12 protein-coding genes and 2 pseudogenes are annotated in these 14,654 nt (G+C 71.0%); 7 read left to right on the top strand and 7 right to left on the bottom strand.

Translation table 11 applies throughout. The annotated features are described in order from the left end of the window. Nucleotides 1-122: 122 nt before the first annotated feature. A complete protein-coding gene (locus J7E89_RS21220; protein ID WP_214975850.1) occupies nt 123-374 on the bottom strand; it encodes a type II toxin-antitoxin system RelE/ParE family toxin in 252 nt (83 codons plus the stop codon). Further along, nucleotides 371-625, bottom strand: a complete 255-nt coding sequence (locus J7E89_RS21215; RefSeq protein WP_214975848.1) for a type II toxin-antitoxin system Phd/YefM family antitoxin — start codon at nt 623-625, stop codon at nt 371-373. Before J7E89_RS21215 ends, J7E89_RS21220 begins: the two co-directional genes overlap by 4 nt. 166 nt (nt 626-791) lie before the next feature. Between J7E89_RS21215 and mfd the strand changes: the two genes are divergently transcribed. After that, entirely contained in the window at nt 792-4,322 is a 3,531-nt protein-coding gene (gene mfd / locus J7E89_RS21210; protein ID WP_214975846.1) for a transcription-repair coupling factor, read from the top strand. Between the two features lie 50 nt (nt 4,323-4,372). Here mfd and J7E89_RS21205 read toward each other — a convergent pair whose 3' ends face one another. Both J7E89_RS21205 and J7E89_RS21200 read right to left on the bottom strand, forming a co-directional pair. Beyond that, nucleotides 4,373-5,698 (bottom strand): SGNH/GDSL hydrolase family protein, encoded by a 1,326-nt coding sequence (locus tag J7E89_RS21205; protein ID WP_214975844.1) that lies wholly within the window; start codon nt 5,696-5,698, stop codon nt 4,373-4,375. A 192-nt stretch (nt 5,699-5,890) separates the two neighbouring features. Continuing rightward, nucleotides 5,891-6,457 carry a TetR/AcrR family transcriptional regulator gene (locus J7E89_RS21200; RefSeq protein ID WP_214975842.1) on the bottom strand — a complete coding sequence of 189 codons (567 nt, stop codon included), beginning with the start codon at nt 6,455-6,457 and terminating at the stop codon, nt 5,891-5,893. Nucleotides 6,458-6,555: 98 nt separating this feature from the next. Between J7E89_RS21200 and J7E89_RS21195 the strand changes: the two genes are divergently transcribed. From J7E89_RS21195 to J7E89_RS21185, 3 genes and pseudogenes are all read left to right on the top strand, one after another. After that, on the top strand, nt 6,556-7,440 hold the full coding sequence (locus J7E89_RS21195) for a hypothetical protein (protein WP_251060868.1): 885 nt from the start codon (nt 6,556-6,558) through the stop codon (nt 7,438-7,440). Between the two features lie 99 nt (nt 7,441-7,539). Continuing rightward, nucleotides 7,540-7,878: pseudogene (locus J7E89_RS21190) on the top strand (HNH endonuclease); the annotation flags it as partial. 82 nt (nt 7,879-7,960) lie between these two features. Beyond that, nucleotides 7,961-8,737, top strand: coding sequence for an HNH endonuclease family protein (locus J7E89_RS21185; protein WP_214975840.1), 777 nt, complete (start codon nt 7,961-7,963; stop codon nt 8,735-8,737). Nucleotides 8,738-8,848: 111 nt separating this feature from the next. On the opposite strand, the gene J7E89_RS21180 is transcribed toward J7E89_RS21185, so the two are convergent. After that, nucleotides 8,849-9,688, bottom strand: coding sequence for a DUF4190 domain-containing protein (locus J7E89_RS21180; protein ID WP_214975838.1), 840 nt, complete (start codon nt 9,686-9,688; stop codon nt 8,849-8,851). A gap of 200 nt (nt 9,689-9,888) precedes the next feature. Between J7E89_RS21180 and J7E89_RS21175 the strand changes: the two genes are divergently transcribed. The 3 genes from J7E89_RS21175 to J7E89_RS21165 all read left to right on the top strand — a co-directional run bounded on the left by J7E89_RS21175 (nt 9,889) and on the right by J7E89_RS21165 (nt 14,302). Then, a complete protein-coding gene (locus J7E89_RS21175; protein ID WP_214975836.1) occupies nt 9,889-11,940 on the top strand; it encodes an N-6 DNA methylase in 2,052 nt (683 codons plus the stop codon). Nucleotides 11,941-12,092: 152 nt separating this feature from the next. After that, the gene (locus tag J7E89_RS21170) at nt 12,093-12,764 is read left to right on the top strand and encodes a hypothetical protein (RefSeq protein ID WP_214975835.1); all 672 of its coding nucleotides are present in this window, start codon (nt 12,093-12,095) and stop codon (nt 12,762-12,764) included. Then, nucleotides 12,761-14,302, top strand: coding sequence for a serine/threonine-protein kinase (locus J7E89_RS21165; RefSeq protein WP_214975833.1), 1,542 nt, complete (start codon nt 12,761-12,763; stop codon nt 14,300-14,302). Before J7E89_RS21170 ends, J7E89_RS21165 begins: the two co-directional genes overlap by 4 nt. A 5-nt stretch (nt 14,303-14,307) precedes the next feature. Here J7E89_RS21165 and J7E89_RS21160 read toward each other — a convergent pair. Further along, a pseudogene (locus J7E89_RS21160) lies at nt 14,308-14,532 on the bottom strand (class I SAM-dependent methyltransferase); the annotation flags it as partial. Nucleotides 14,533-14,536: 4 nt separating this feature from the next. Then, nucleotides 14,537-14,654: transposase (locus J7E89_RS21155; RefSeq protein WP_214975864.1), on the bottom strand; the 118-nt coding region annotated here is incomplete at its 5' end.

The raw sequence follows: 14,654 nt of genomic DNA, 5'->3' as shown, positions 1-14,654 counted from the left end.
CCGGCCCCGGGGTGCTCTGCGAGCACCCCGGGGCCGGGCTTGTTTATTCGTTGGCCTTGGGCTGAGGCTGTTCGTCCTCGGGGTCAGGTTCGGTGGGGTCGGCTTCCAGTGGTTCGCCGCTCTCAGGCGATCCGGCCAACGTTCATCACCACAATCGTGACGGTGGACTCTGTGATCTCGTAGAGGATGCGGTAGCGGCCCACGTGCATACGGCGCAGGTCCGGCGATCGGTATGCGGCAGAGCCCGTCGGCCTCGGGTCGTCGACCAGCAAATCAACTGCTGCGAAGACTTGTCGCAGGCCGTCGGGGTCGTCCTTGAGGTAGCGGGTGGCGGTATCGGTTGCCCCGCGCCGCCAGATGATCTCGTAGCTCACTCATGCCCCAGGCCCAGCCGGGCACGGACTTCTTCGTGCGGGACGCCGACGAACGTCCCAGCTGCCTGTTCCGCCCGGTACTCCGCGAGCACCAGAGCGTCCTCCAGGTCAGCCAGCTCCTGCGGGTTTATCAGCACTGCCGCAGGCTGGCCGTGATCCGTGATCAGGATGCGCTCGCGGGCGTGCGATGTCCGGCGGACCAGCGAGCCGAAGCGGGCTCGGGCTTCGGTGATCGGCAGCGTGTCATTCATGTAAGGAACTGTACACTTCACGCCGGTTCTGTGGGTGCGGATCGCGGAGCGGTTGTCAGCGGCGGGCCGTAGGCTAGAAATCCCCCGGCCCGTGAGACGTGTCGGGCCCTTCGCGTTGTCTCGCGTTGTCCACCTCGTCACCTCGTTACCCGGACGGAAACCCTTCATGAGCCTGCACGGTCTGCTCGATGCCGTAGTACGAGACCCGGCGCTCGCCGAAGCGGTGAAGGCCGCCACCGACGGCAGCCGCATGCACATCGACCTGGTCGGCCCGCCCGCCGCCCGCCCCTTCGCGGTGGCCGCGCTGGCCCGCGAGACCGGGCGTACCGTGCTCGCCGTCACCGCCACCGGCCGGGAGGCGGAGGACCTGGCGGCTGCGCTGCGCACGCTGCTGCCGGAGGAGGGGATCGTCGACTACCCGTCGTGGGAGACGCTGCCGCACGAGCGCCTGTCGCCCCGCAGCGACACGATGGGCCGGCGCCTCGCCGTCCTGCGCCGCCTCGCACACCCCCGCGCCGACGACCCGTCCGCCGGTCCGGTGAGCGTGATCGTGGCTCCCGTACGGTCCGTGCTCCAGCCGCAGGTCAAGGGGCTGGGGGACCTGGAGCCGGTGGCGCTGCGGACCGGGCAGAGCGCCGACCTGGGCGACATTACGGCGGCGCTCGCGGCAGCGGCGTACCAGCGGGTCGAACTGGTCGAGAAGCGCGGCGAATTCGCCGTGCGCGGCGGCATCCTCGATGTCTTCCCGCCGACCGAGGAGCACCCGCTTCGGGTGGAGTTCTGGGGCGACGACGTCGAGGAGATCCGTTACTTCAAGGTCGCAGACCAGCGCTCCCTGGAGGTCGCCGAGCACGGGCTGTGGGCGCCGCCCTGCCGTGAGCTGCTGCTGACCGACAGCGTGCGGGAGCGGGCGGCAGCCCTCGCCGAGGCCCACCCCGAGCTTGGTGAGCTGCTCGGCAAGCTTGCCGAAGGGATCGCCGTAGAGGGCATGGAGTCTCTCGCTCCGGTCCTCGTCGACGACATGGAGCTGCTGCTGGACGTCCTGCCCAAGGGGTCGATGGCGCTGGTCTGTGACCCGGAGCGAGTACGGACCAGGGCGGCGGACCTCGTGGCGACCTCGCAGGAGTTCCTCCAGGCGTCCTGGGCGGCCACGGCGGGCGGAGGCGAGGCCCCGATCGACGTGGGCGCGGCCTCGCTGCGGGGGATCGCGGACGTACGGGAACATGCCCGTGAGCTGGACATGCTGTGGTGGTCGGTGGCGCCGTTCGCGGCTGATGAGGAGCTGTCGGACGACACGCTCAAGCTCGGCATGCACGCCCCGGAGGCCTACCGCGGCGACACGGCGAGGGCGCTCGCCGACACCAAGGGCTGGCTGGCCGACGGCTGGTGCACGGTCTACGTCACGGAAGGCCACGGCCCGGCGGCGCGTACGGTCGAAGTCCTCGGCAGCGAAGGCATCCCGGCCCGCCTGGAGGCGGACCTCGCCGAGATCGGCCCGTCGGTCGTCCACGTCGCCTGCGGCTCCATCGACTACGGCTTCGTCGACCCCGGCCTCAAGCTCGCCGTACTCACCGAGACCGACCTCACCGGCCAGCGCACCGCCAGCAAGGAACTGGGCCGCATGCCGGCCCGCCGCCGCAAGACCATCGACCCGCTGACGCTCCAGGCCGGCGACTTCATCGTCCACGAGCAGCACGGCGTCGGCCGCTACATCGAAATGGTGCAGCGCACGGTCCAGGGCGCGACCCGCGAGTACCTGCTCGTCGAGTACGCCCCCGCCAAGCGCGGCCAGCCGGGCGACCGCCTCTACATCCCCACCGACCAGCTCGAACAGGTCACCAAGTACGTCGGCGGCGAGGCCCCGACCCTCCACCGGCTCGGCGGCGCGGACTGGACGAAGACCAAGGCGCGCGCGAAGAAGGCGGTCAAGGAGATCGCCGCCGACCTGATCAAGCTGTACTCGGCCCGCATGGCGGCGCCCGGCCACACCTTCGGCCCGGACACCCCGTGGCAGCGCGAGCTGGAGGACGCTTTCCCGTACGTCGAGACGCCCGACCAGCTGTCCACCATCGCCGAGGTGAAGGAGGACATGGAGAAGTCCATCCCCATGGACCGCCTGGTCTGCGGCGATGTCGGTTACGGCAAGACGGAGATCGCGGTCCGCGCGGCCTTCAAGGCGGTCCAGGACGGCAAGCAGGCCGCGGTCCTGGTCCCCACGACGCTGCTGGTGCAGCAGCACTTCGGGACGTTTTCGGAGCGGTACGCCCAGTTCCCGGTCGTAGTGAAGGCGCTGAGCCGCTTCCAGTCCGACACCGAGGCGAAGGCGACCCTGGAAGGCCTCAAGGAAGGCGCGGTCGACATCGTCATCGGCACGCACCGGCTCTTCTCCTCCGAGACGAAGTTCAAGGACCTTGGCCTGGTCATCGTCGACGAGGAGCAGCGCTTCGGCGTCGAGCACAAGGAGCAGCTGAAGAAGCTCCGCGCCAACGTCGACGTACTGACGATGTCCGCCACCCCCATCCCCCGTACGCTCGAAATGGCCGTCACCGGCATCCGCGAGATGTCGACGATCACCACCCCGCCGGAGGAGCGCCACCCGGTGCTGACCTTCGTCGGCCCGTACGAGCAGAAGCAGATCGGCGCCGCGATCCGCCGCGAGCTGCTGCGCGAGGGCCAGGTCTTCTACATTCACAACCGCGTCGAGTCGATCGACCGGGCGGCCGCGAAGCTCCGCGAGATCGTGCCGGAGGCGCGGATCGCGACGGCGCACGGGCAGATGGGCGAGAGCGCGCTGGAGCAGGTGGTCGTCGACTTCTGGGAGAAGAAGTTCGACGTACTCGTCTCGACGACGATCGTCGAGTCGGGCATCGACATCTCCAACGCCAACACCTTGATCGTCGAGCGCGGCGACAACTTCGGCCTGTCCCAGCTGCACCAGCTGCGCGGCCGTGTGGGCCGTGGCCGCGACCGCGGGTACGCGTACTTCCTCTACCCGCCGGAGAAGCCGCTGACGGAGACCGCGCACGAGCGGCTGGCGACGATCGCCCAGCACACCGAGATGGGCGCGGGCATGTACGTGGCCATGAAGGACCTCGAAATCCGCGGCGCGGGCAACCTGCTGGGCGGCGAGCAGTCCGGGCACATCGCGGGGGTCGGCTTCGACCTGTACATCCGCATGGTCGGCGAGGCTGTGGCCGATTACCGCGCGGCGGTGGACGGCACGGTCGAGGAGGAGCCGGCGCTGGAGGTCAAGATCGAGCTGCCGGTGGACGCGCACGTTCCGCACGACTACGCGCCGGGCGAGCGGCTGCGTCTCCAGGCGTACCGGTCGATCGCGTCGGCGAACTCCGAGGACGACATCAGGGCCGTACGCGAAGAGCTCACCGACCGCTACGGCAAGCTGCCCGAGCCGGTGGAGAACCTGCTCCTGGTCGCGGGTCTGCGCATGCTGGCGCGGGCCTGCGGCGTCGCGGACATCACGCTGGCCGGGCCCAACATCCGCTTCGGGCCGGTGGAACTGCGCGAATCGCAGGAGCTGAGGCTGAAGCGGCTGTATCCGCGTACGGTCCTGAAGCCGGCCACCCACCAGATCCTGGTGCCGCGTCCGACGACGGGTCAGATCGGCGGCAAGCCGGTGGTCGGCCGCGAACTGCTGGCGTGGACGGGCGAGTTCCTTACGACGATTCTGGGGTCATAAGGCACCGTGGCCGGCCGTGCCCGGGTCGCGGGCACGGCCCACGGCGTGTGTCAGAGCGCGTCGAGGTCGAGCGCCTCGGCCATCACGCGGTATCCGGCGTCGTTCGGGTGCAGGTGGTCGCCCGAGTCGTACGCCGGGAGCATGGTGTCCTTCTTGGCGGGGTCCGGGTCGGCCAGGGCCCGGTCCAGGTCGACCACCGCGTCGTACTCACCGGACGTACGGATCCAGTGGTTTACCGCATCGCGCTTGCGCTCGTTGATCCCCTCCTTGTCCGCGTAGAAGGAGCCCCCGATGGGCAGCAGGGTCGCGCCGACCGCCTTGATGCCCTTGGCGTGGGCCTGGCGGATCAATGAGCGGTGGCCTTCGATCAGTTGCTCGGCCGAGACCTCCGGGGTGGGGCCGCCCGGGAACGCCGGGCCGCTGCCCCCGATGTCGTTGATGCCTTCCAGCACGATGACCGTGCCGACGCCGGGCTCGGTGAGCACGTCCTTCTTGAAGCGGGCGATGCCCTTCTCGCCGGCCCAGGTTGTGTCGTTGACGACCTGGTTGCCACCGATGCCGTGGTTGAGGACGCTGCGCGGCTTGCCGGTGGCGGCGAAGCGCTCGGCGAGCTCGTCGGGGTAGCGGTTGTTCGTGTTCAGCGTGGAGCCGACTCCGTCGGTGATGGAGTCGCCGAAGGTCACCACGCCGTCCCGGCGCGCGGGCTTTCCGCCGCTGACCTCGACGCCGGTCAGGTAGTACCAGGAGTCGCTGGTCTCCTTGAACGCCGTACCGTCGCGGTCCGAACGGTGGTCGCCCTCGGTCCGGTAGCTCGTGGCGGAGGAGAACGTGTGGAAGGTGGCCGGTCCGGTCGGCGCGGCCAGATACAGCGTGACGGTCACCGACTCCAGGGCCTTGACGTGGAACGGCACGCCGTCACTGGTCGTCGTACCGCCCGCCGGGATGGTCACGGACTGCCCCTTTCCGAAGGACAGCTGCCGGACGGAACCGGCCCGCACCGAAGCCCCCTTGTCCGTACGGGCGACCGTCGCACCGGTGATGCGCAGGGGGGCGCTGCCGTAGCGGTTGGACAGTTCGATACGGGCCTTCGTGCCGCCCGTACTGACTCTGACCACCTGACGGACCGTATGGTTCGCGAAGCCCTTCTGGGACCAGTTCGGCCCGAACGGCGCGGTCGGCGCCTGCGGCGAAGTCGCCCAGCCGCCCCGCCACGCAGTCCCGCTGCCGCCGCTCTGCGCCGCCCCGCCGCGCTGCTCGGCCGCCACGGCGCCGGCGGACCCGGTCAGTCCCCCGGCGCCCACGACCGGCAGCGCCCCCAGCGCAGCCGCGGAAAGCAGTGCAACACCCGTACGTCGTATAGAAGTTGTCGAACTCATCTGTCCCGCCCCTGTTGTGTACGTCGATGTCCAAGTCGTTGATCACGTGCACGCGACAGGGTCAATCACTGATCGACTCCGGCTATTCCCGGGGGCGGGGCGGGGCACATGCCCTCATTGCTATCGGCGTAGTGCGTCGTCGCCGTGTCGATGCAGCGCATCTGCCAGGTGCCGTCCGCCTTGCTCTGCGCGCTATTCAGGGCCTTTGAACATCGCGTCCGCCAGGGCGCGGAAGGCGTCCTCGGGGGTGCGGTCGCCAAGGGGGCGGTCCAGGTTGTGGGTCAGGAGGAGGGTGGCGAAGCCGTGGGCCACCGACCAGGCGGCGATGCCGGTGAGCTCCGGGTCGGTGGTGCGGCCGGCGGGGAGAGTGGCCACGCCGGCGCGCAGTTGTTCGTACGAGCGTGCCTTGGCGGCCAGGAGTTCCGGATCGTCGGGGCGGAGCAGGTCAGGCTGGAACATGACCTGGAAATGCGCCGGGTGGTCCACTGCGAAACGGACGTAGCGAACGCCCGCGTCGCGCAGGTCCGCCGCGGCCGACAGCGCCGCCGTCAGCAGGTCGTGGCCCTCGGTGGCGATCGCGGTCAGCAGCCCCGTCCGGTCCTTGAAGTGGTGGGCGGGGGCGGCGTGCGAGACGCCCGCGCGGCGCGCGAGGTCGCGCAGCGACAGGGCCGCCGGGCCGTCTGTGCGGATGACGTCGAGCGCGGCGGTGAGCACGGCCCGCCGCAGGTCGCCGTGGTGGTACTTGTCGCGGCTGGTCATGGTCAGCAGATTACGCCGAATCTAGGCGTTGACAAGTTGGGGGTGGGGGAGGAATCTAGTCGGCGTCTAGATGGGTTGTCGCGGTCGGAGGAGGAGCCATGACTGAGGAAGCTGCTGAAGTAATGGAGCTGGGGCGCGTACGGCAGATGTGGCACCTGCTGGAGCCGCTGCACGCCGTCGTCTATTACGCGCCCGAGGTCTTCGCTGAAGCGGAGAAGCTCGGGTACAGCACGGACCTCCGCTGGCCGAGCTACTTCGCCTGGCGCCCCGCCCCGCTGGGGCCGGTCGGCGGCGAGGTCGTCTCCGCGGCCTTCTACAGCTTCAGCCCGCGCATGGTCGCGGAGTACGTCCCGGCCGGGTGGGCAACCGCTGACCCGGCACAGGTCCTGGCCGCGCGGCTGCGCGGGATGGACGGGGTGTACCGCGCGCTCTTCGGGGAGCGGGTCGACGGACCTGAGATCGCCGAGGCCGCCGCCCTCGCCCGCCGCGCCGCCGAGGCCGCCGACACCGCGGGCCGGCCGCTCGCCGCCGCCAACGCCGCCCTGCCCTGGCCCGACGCCCCGCATCTGGTGCTGTGGCAGGCGGCGACCGTCCTGCGCGAGCACCGCGGCGACGGGCATCTGGCGGCACTGCTCACCGCCGGGCTCGACCCGGTCGAGGCCCTGGTCAGCTTCGCGGGGATCGGCGCGGCGTCCGCCGAGACGTTCCGCAGCCGGGGATGGAGCGACGAGGAGTGGGCCGCCGCGCGCGAACGGCTCGCTGTGCGCGGGCTGTTGGACGCGGACGGCGTGGCTACAGAGGCGGGGCGCGCGCTGCGCGGCGAGGTGGAGCGGGCCACCGACGAACTGGCCGCCGCGCCCTGGCAGGCCCTCGGCGCGGAAGGGACCGCGCGGCTGGCCGAGTTGCTCGGGCCGTTGTGGGTGGAGGTGCTGGGATCGGGACTGCTGCCGTCCGAGACCACGCTGGGGATCGGGAAGGTCTAGGTCCGGCGGTCGGGAGGCCGTGAGATTGTGGTGGGCGTCCACCCGCCCACCCTCCCCCGGCCACCCGCCGGCCCTTGGCACTGAGGACGGAACGCCTTGATACGTACGCCCAGAATCGCCCTTCCCGGCGCCGCCCTCGCCTCCGTTCTCGCGCTGACGGGATGCGAGGCGATCGACGGGGGCGGTTCCCCGTCGGGGGCGGGACCGGCCGCCTCCGACGGGCGGGCGGCCGACCCGCTGGACAACCCTGACGGGACGCGACCCGGGCTCGCACCGGTCACGGCGGACGGGGACCGGGCCGAGGCACGCGAGCTGTTGGGCAAGCTGTCCACCAAGGGGCGGGGGCCCAGGACCGGTTACGCCCGGCGCGAGTTCGGCTACGCCTGGATGGACACCGCCGAGGGGGTGCCGCTCGCGCGCAACGGCTGCGACACGCGCATTATCTCTATGCTTCGCACCATGATGGGTCTGTTCTCGCAGCGTATGCAGGGTGTGGTCGGCTGTGCATAGTGAGAGGCACATGAGTCACGGTCTCCTGCGGGCTCGCGGAAAGAGAGCCGTGCTTACGGTCGCCGTTGCCGCCGCGTTCGTCGCAGGCTGTGATGGCCTGGAGCCGGGCGGAAGCTCCGCAGGATCCGGACCGGACGTAGCTGCCGGACAGGAGGTGAGCCCGCTGACGAATCCCGACGGGACGAAGCCGGGGCTCGCCGCGCTCACGTCGGAAGCGGACAAGGCCAACGCAGGCAAGCTCATCCAAGGACTCACCACAAAGGGTCGTGGACCGAAGACGGGCTACGAACGGGATGAGTTCGGCTATGCGTGGATGGATACGGCGGACGGGGTACCGCTGGCGAGGAACGGTTGTGACACGCGGAACGACTTGTTGAAACTCCATGGGCGGCACGTGCAGTTCCGTTCAGGTTCCGACTGCGTGGTCGTTTCGATGGACCTGTACGACCCGTACACCGGCAAGGACATCGCCTGGAAGAAGGCCAAGGCCACCGAGGTGCAGATCGATCACGTGGTGCCGCTGTCGTACAGCTGGCAGATGGGCGCCGCCCGCTGGCCCGAGAGCAAGCGCGAGCAGCTGGCCAACGATGTGCTGAATCTGCTTCCCGTGGACGGGCGCACCAACTCGGCCAAGCGCGATTCGGGTCCGGCGTCCTGGCTGCCGCCGAACAAGGCGATCCGGTGCGCGTACGTCGTCCGGTTCGGCCAGGTCGCCCTCAAGTACGGGATGCCGGTGACCGCGGCGGACAAGCGCATGATGGTGGCTCAGTGCGGAGGGGAACTCTGACGCAGCTGACGCAGTAGACGCAGCTTGGGGAGGCCGTCCCCCTCCGACGGCCTCCCCGGTGCTGCGCTACTGCGGTGGTGCGGTGGTGCGGTGGTGCGGTGGTGCTTGTGATCAGAGCTTCAGGTCCCACTGCGAGGCGTTGTGGGTGAAGTCGGGGGAGATCTCGACGACCAGGTTCTTGGCGTCGGCCGGGGTGTCGAAGGCGTACACCACAGTGGCCTTCTTGCCCGGCATGAGCGTGCCGGTGAAGACCTCGCCGACCTTCTCGTCGAAGATCTGCTCAGCCTTCACGCCGTCCTTGCCGGCGCGGGCCTCGGCGGTGACGAGGGCGGCGTCGAACTTCTCCTTGCCGGCGTTGTTGATGACGACCGTGACCTTGTAGGCCTTGTTGCCCTTGGTGTGCCCGACCGCGTACTCACCGGGGGAGTAGGCCTCCGGGGCGGACGCGGTGACGGTGAGCTTGTCGTCGTAGACGGCCGAGTCGCCGGCTGCCAGGGTCTCGGAGTCCGTGCCCGACTCGCCGCCCGCGGTGCCGCCCTTGCTTTTCCCCTTGCCCTTGCCCTTGCCCTTTGAGGAGCCGTCGCCCGACTCCTTGCTCGCCGACGAGCCGCTGGTCGCCTTGTTGATGTCGTCCACCGCGTCGTCCACGGCCTTGAACAGGATCACCGCGCCGACCACCGACATGATCAGGGAGATCAGGCCCAGGATGGCGCCCGCCAGGGCGACGCCCTTGTTGGTCGCTCCGCCGCGCTTGGCGCGGCCCCGGCCGGCCAGGCCCATGATCAGGGCGATGATGCCGAGGATGCCGGCGAGCCAGAAGAAGAACGGGATCAGACCCGACAGCGCGCCGATGACGCCGAGGATCAGGGCGGCGGTGCCCAGGCCGTTGCGGGCCTGTGCCGCGGGCGTCGGAGCCTGCGGGAACTGCGGCTGCTGCGTGTACTGAGACATGGATGTCCTCCGGACAAGGTGAGTTCGGGACTGCCTTGCCGCCCCGTTCTGCTGTGATGACGTAATCACAGCAGAGCCTGTGAACCGAGTCAACACGATTCACGCATGAACCTCGATTCACGGCGTGAAGGGGGCTCTCTTGTGCTCATGGGTATGCTCGGTGCCACAAGCAGGCGCAGGTGTACGAGGGGAGCCGGCCGGTGTCGGACAACGCAGCAGAGGTGACCGCCGCCGGAATCGCCCGGCTCGCCGGGGTCGGACGTGCCGCCGTGAGCAACTGGCGCCGTCGGCACCCTGACTTCCCCAAGCCCGTGGGCGGCACCGAGACGAGCCCCTCATTCGCCCTCGCCGAAGTCGAGCAGTGGCTGCGCGACCAGGGCAAAATCGCCGAGGTGCCCCTGCGCGAGCGCGTCTGGCAGCAGCTCGCCGGCCACCCGGCAGGCGCCGTCCCGGCCCTCATCCACGCGGGCTGTGTGCTGCTGCTCGTACGCGACAGGCCGACCGCGTGGCTCCAGCTCTCAGCCGTCTCCGACGAGAAGCTCGCGTTCCTGCTGCCGCCCGCCCTGGAGGAGATCCTCGCTCCACGCTTCGGCCCGCAGCGCGCTGTTCACACCCCGGGTACACCCGAACTGGGGCCCTCCGTACCCCTGTTGCGCGCGGGTGCCGAGCTCGCCGCCGAGCTCGGCACCCGCCAGACGTACGAATTCCTGCTCGGCCGCCATCTCGACGCCAACCCGCGCCAGTACACGCTCACCCCACCCGGCCCGGCCGCCCTGATGGCCGCCCTCACGGGAAGCCCCCGCACCGTCCTCGACCCGGCCTGCGGCACGGGCACATTGCTGCGCGCCGTCGCACATGCCGCCGGCGTACAGGACGGGCGGGCCCTCCACGGTCAGGAGGCCGACCCCGACCTGGCCGCCCTCGCCGCGCTGCGCCTCGCCCTGCAGACTGAATCCGGCACAACGGAGGTGCGTGTGGCCGCCGCCGATTCGCTGCGCGCCGACGCCTTCCCGCACCTCGCCGCCGAGGCCGTGCTCTGCCACCCGCCGTTCAATGAACGCAACTGGGGCCACGACGAGCTGGCGTACGACGCCCGCTGGGAGTACGGCTTCCCCGCCCGCACGGAGTCCGAACTCGCCTGGGTCCAGCACGCACTCGCCCGCCTCCGCGAGGGCGGCACCGCAGTCCTCCTGATGCCGCCCGCCGCCGCCTCCCGCCGCTCCGGGCGCCGCATCCGCGCCGACCTCCTGCGCCGCGGCGCCCTGCGCGCCGTCGTCTCGCTGCCGGCAGGCGCCGCGCCCCCGTACGGCATTCCGCTCCACCTGTGGGTCCTGCGCAAGCCCGCAGCCGAGGGCCGGCCCTCCCACGAAGTCCTCCTCGTGGACACCGCCGACCTCTCCGCCGCCGGCCGCGACAAGCTCGACTGGCAGGCCCTGCACACCACCGTCCTCGACACCTGGCAGGCCTTCGACCGCGACGGCAGCGTCGAGGAACGCCCGGGCGTCAGCCGTTCGGTGTCCGTCATCCAGCTCCTCGACGACGACGTGGACCTCGCCCCCGCCCGCCATCTGCCGCCCCCGGCCGCGGGCGGCGGCGTCGCCGAACTCGCGCGCGTACGGGAGCGGCTGGCCGACACGCTGCGGCAGACCGCCGAACTCACGCCCTCCACCGGGGAGCCCGCGCAGCCGTCGCGCTGGCCCACCACCACCGTCGGCGAACTCGCCAGGGCGGGCGCGCTCGTGCTGCGCGCGGGCGGCGCCGGAGCCGGTTCCGGGGAACGCGTTCTCACCGAGCAGGACGTGCTCGCCGGAAGCGCGCCATCGGGCACGCTCCCCGAAGGCGCGGCGGAGGACCCGGTGCTGGTGGCGGCGGGCGACGTGGTCGTGCCCGTGCTCGGCGGCGGCTCGGTCGCGCGCGTCGTCGACGAGGCCACCGCGGGCGCCGCCCTGGGCCGCAGCCTCCAGCTCCTGCGCCCGGATCCGGCGGCCCTCGACCCCTGGTTCCTCGCGGGCTTCCTGCGCGGCACCGCGAACAACCGGCAGGCCAGCAGCTACGCCTCCACCTCGACCCGGCTCGATGTACGCCGCCTCCAGCTGCCCCGGCTGCCGCTCGCCGACCAGCGGCAGTACGGCGAACGCTTCCGCACGCTGGCGGAGTTCGAGGACGCGCTGCGGCGGGCTGGGCGGCTCGGCGAACAACTCGTGCAGGGGCTGTACGACGGCCTGACGGACGGGACCGTACGACCGGAGTGAGGGCGGCGCGAGGGGCTGGGGTGAGGCCGGGGTGAGGCGTGCCACATCGGATCCGTACAACCTGGGGGCCGTTGTCAGTGTCGGTGTATACGCTCAAAGCGCTTACCGCGCCGAGTGTCCCCACGTACGTCACCAGGTCTCCAGGAGCACCCATGCACGGCTCCGGCAACACGCCGCCAGTCCGCAATGACGGCGTCGTCATCACCATGCGTGTGCTGTTCCCCCTCTGTGCCGTCTTCAGCTGCGGCATGCTGTCCTGCGTTCCGCTGTTCCGCGTCGCGATCCTGCGCGGGCGCTGGTTCGACTGGGTGGCCGCCTGGGCGAGCATCCCGGTGGCGATCGCGGCCTTCGCCGTCGTCGGCGCGCTGCCTGAAGGCGACGTGAGGACCGACATAGCCCTGTCGTTCGTCCTGCTCCTCGGAGCCGCGACCGCCGGGTACTTCCTGACGTTCGACATCCGGCACTACGCGCGACTTCAGGCGACCGGCGGCGGCTCGCACGCCGGCACTGGCCCCCGCGCCCCCTACGGGCCGTACGTCCAGCAGACGCAGGCCGCCCCTGCGCAGTACGGCTACCCGAACCCGTACGCGAGCACCCCGGTGGTCAACCCGGCGCCGACCCCGCTGCCGCAACAGCCACCACACCCGCACCCTCACGCCCATCCACATCTGCACCAAACGCCGTACGAGCCCCAGAGCCAGCCGCAGCCGCAGACCCAGCGCCAGCCCCAGCAAAATCCCCAGCGCATGGAGCAGGTCCGCGCCGAGCTCGACGAGCTCAGCGACCTCCTGCGCAAGGACCAGCGGGGTGACCAGGACCGGTGAACGGACGGATCATCGCGGGGCGTTACGAGCTGTCCACCGTCATCGGCCAGGGCGGCATGGGCCAGGTCTGGACGGCGTACGACCAGCGCCTCGACCGCCGCGTCGCCGTGAAGCTGCTGCGCCCCGACCGCATGGCCGCCGCCACCGCGGCCGACGAGATGCGCCGCCGCTTCGTGCGCGAGTGCCGCGTCACCGCGCAGGTCGACCACCCGGGGCTCGTCACCGTCCACGACGCGGGCAGCGACGACGACGACCTCTACCTCGTCATGCAGTACGTCAAGGGCGCCGACCTCGCCGACCACTTGGCCGAGCACGACCCGTATCCCTGGCCGTGGGCCGTCGCGGTCGCCGCCCAGCTCTGCGCCGTGCTGTCCGCCGTACACGCCGTGCCGATCGTCCACCGCGACCTCAAGCCGCGCAACGTCATGGTCAAGCCCGAGGGCACGGTCACCGTCCTGGACCTCGGCGTCGCGTCCGTCCTCGACACCGACACCACCCGCCTCACCCACACCGGCTCACCCATCGGCAGCCCCGCCTACATGGCGCCCGAGCAGGCGATGGGCGGCGCGGTCGGCCCGTACACCGACCTCTACGCCCTCGGCGTTCTCCTGCACGAACTGCTCAGCGGCAACGTTCCCTTCGCCGGGTCGACCGTCCTCGGTGTCCTTCACCGTCACCTGTACGAGCCGCCGCTTCCCGTCCGCCAACTCCGCCAGGACATCCCCGAGCCGCTCGAAGCGCTGGTCCTGCGGCTGCTCGCCAAGGACCCGCAGCACCGCCCGTCCTCCGCCCAGGAGGTCTACGAGGCGCTGGTCCCGCTGCTGCCCGCGCACGGTGGCGTACCGTCGGGCCCGCTCGACCCCACCCGCCCCTTCCTGCGCCCGCACGCCCCCTGGCCCGACCGCGCCACCACCCCGCCCGTCGCCCAGCCCACCCCCGCGCAGGCGCAGCCGGACGTCGCGGGCGCCGTGGACGAGGTCAAGCAACTCCTCGGCGAGGGGCGCATCACCCAGGCCGTCGACATCCTCGGCGGGATCCTCCCGGCGGCCGCCGCCCAGCACGGCGAGCGCTCCCCGGTGGTCCGCATCCTGCGCAAGCAGTACGCCGCGACGCTGCTGGACGACGGCCAGTACCGCCGCGCCCTGCCCGAGCTCCGCCGCCTCGCCGACGACCGCGCCGCCGAATCCGGCCTGGCCGACCCGCAGGCGCTCCAGTTCCGGTACGACGCGGCGCAGTGCCTGGAGCAACTGGGCGAACCGGCCGCGGCCCTGGCCGAGTACCGCGGCCTGCTGCCCTATTACGAGAACCAGTACGGGGCCGGCGGACCGGCAGCGACCGCCACCGACGCCACCGCCCGCGCCTTCGACATCCGTCACCGGATAGCGAACCTGCTGCTGGCGATGGGCGACCATGCGGCCGCCCACGCCCAGTTGCAGAGCCTGCTCTACGACGCCGAGCGCGCGTACGGCCCCTACCACCCCCTGCCGGCCGACGTCCGCCGAGCCCTCGACCGCCACCAGCGGATGCGGGACCTCTGAGTCGCTCAGCGTGCTCGCAGGAAGGCGGACGTGGCGACCCGGCCGACCATCGTGAGCCGGCTGTCGCCGCCCGCCAGGTGCTTGTCCCAGGCGGCCTTGACTCCGGGCCAGCGCCCGTCGCCGTAGTCGTCGAGGACGACGACTCCGCCGGGCGCGGCGATCGCTTCCGCCCACTCCAGGTCGGCGAGGACGCCCTCGAACGAGTGGTCGCCGTCGACGACGATCACGCCGTACTCACGGTCCGAGGATGTACTGCTTGACGATGGTCAGGGGTGCCCCGCCGCATGATCCTGCGAGGTAGGAGCCGGACCAGAAGTGTCCGCCCCACAGATACCGGCGGACATGCGTGGTG

The organism is Streptomyces sp. ISL-100, assembly GCF_018614615.1.
Lineage (GTDB): Bacteria > Actinomycetota > Actinomycetes > Streptomycetales > Streptomycetaceae > Streptomyces.
The sequence above is the reverse complement of the archived record's forward strand: the minus strand, read 5'-3'. Positions and strand labels throughout refer to the sequence as shown.

What these genes read in the sequence shown, in the direction of transcription:
- J7E89_RS21215 (WP_214975848.1), bottom strand. Translation starts at nt 625, where the DNA reads ATGAATGACACGCTGCCGATCACCGAAGCCCGAGCCCGCTTCGGCTCG.
- mfd (WP_214975846.1), top strand. Translation starts at nt 792, where the DNA reads ATGAGCCTGCACGGTCTGCTCGATGCCGTAGTACGAGACCCGGCGCTC.
- J7E89_RS21205 (WP_214975844.1), bottom strand. Translation starts at nt 5,698, where the DNA reads ATGAGTTCGACAACTTCTATACGACGTACGGGTGTTGCACTGCTTTCC.
- J7E89_RS21200 (WP_214975842.1), bottom strand. Translation starts at nt 6,457, where the DNA reads ATGACCAGCCGCGACAAGTACCACCACGGCGACCTGCGGCGGGCCGTG.
- J7E89_RS21195 (WP_251060868.1), top strand. Translation starts at nt 6,556, where the DNA reads ATGACTGAGGAAGCTGCTGAAGTAATGGAGCTGGGGCGCGTACGGCAG.
- J7E89_RS21185 (WP_214975840.1), top strand. Translation starts at nt 7,961, where the DNA reads ATGAGTCACGGTCTCCTGCGGGCTCGCGGAAAGAGAGCCGTGCTTACG.
- J7E89_RS21180 (WP_214975838.1), bottom strand. Translation starts at nt 9,688, where the DNA reads ATGTCTCAGTACACGCAGCAGCCGCAGTTCCCGCAGGCTCCGACGCCC.
- J7E89_RS21170 (WP_214975835.1), top strand. Translation starts at nt 12,093, where the DNA reads ATGCACGGCTCCGGCAACACGCCGCCAGTCCGCAATGACGGCGTCGTC.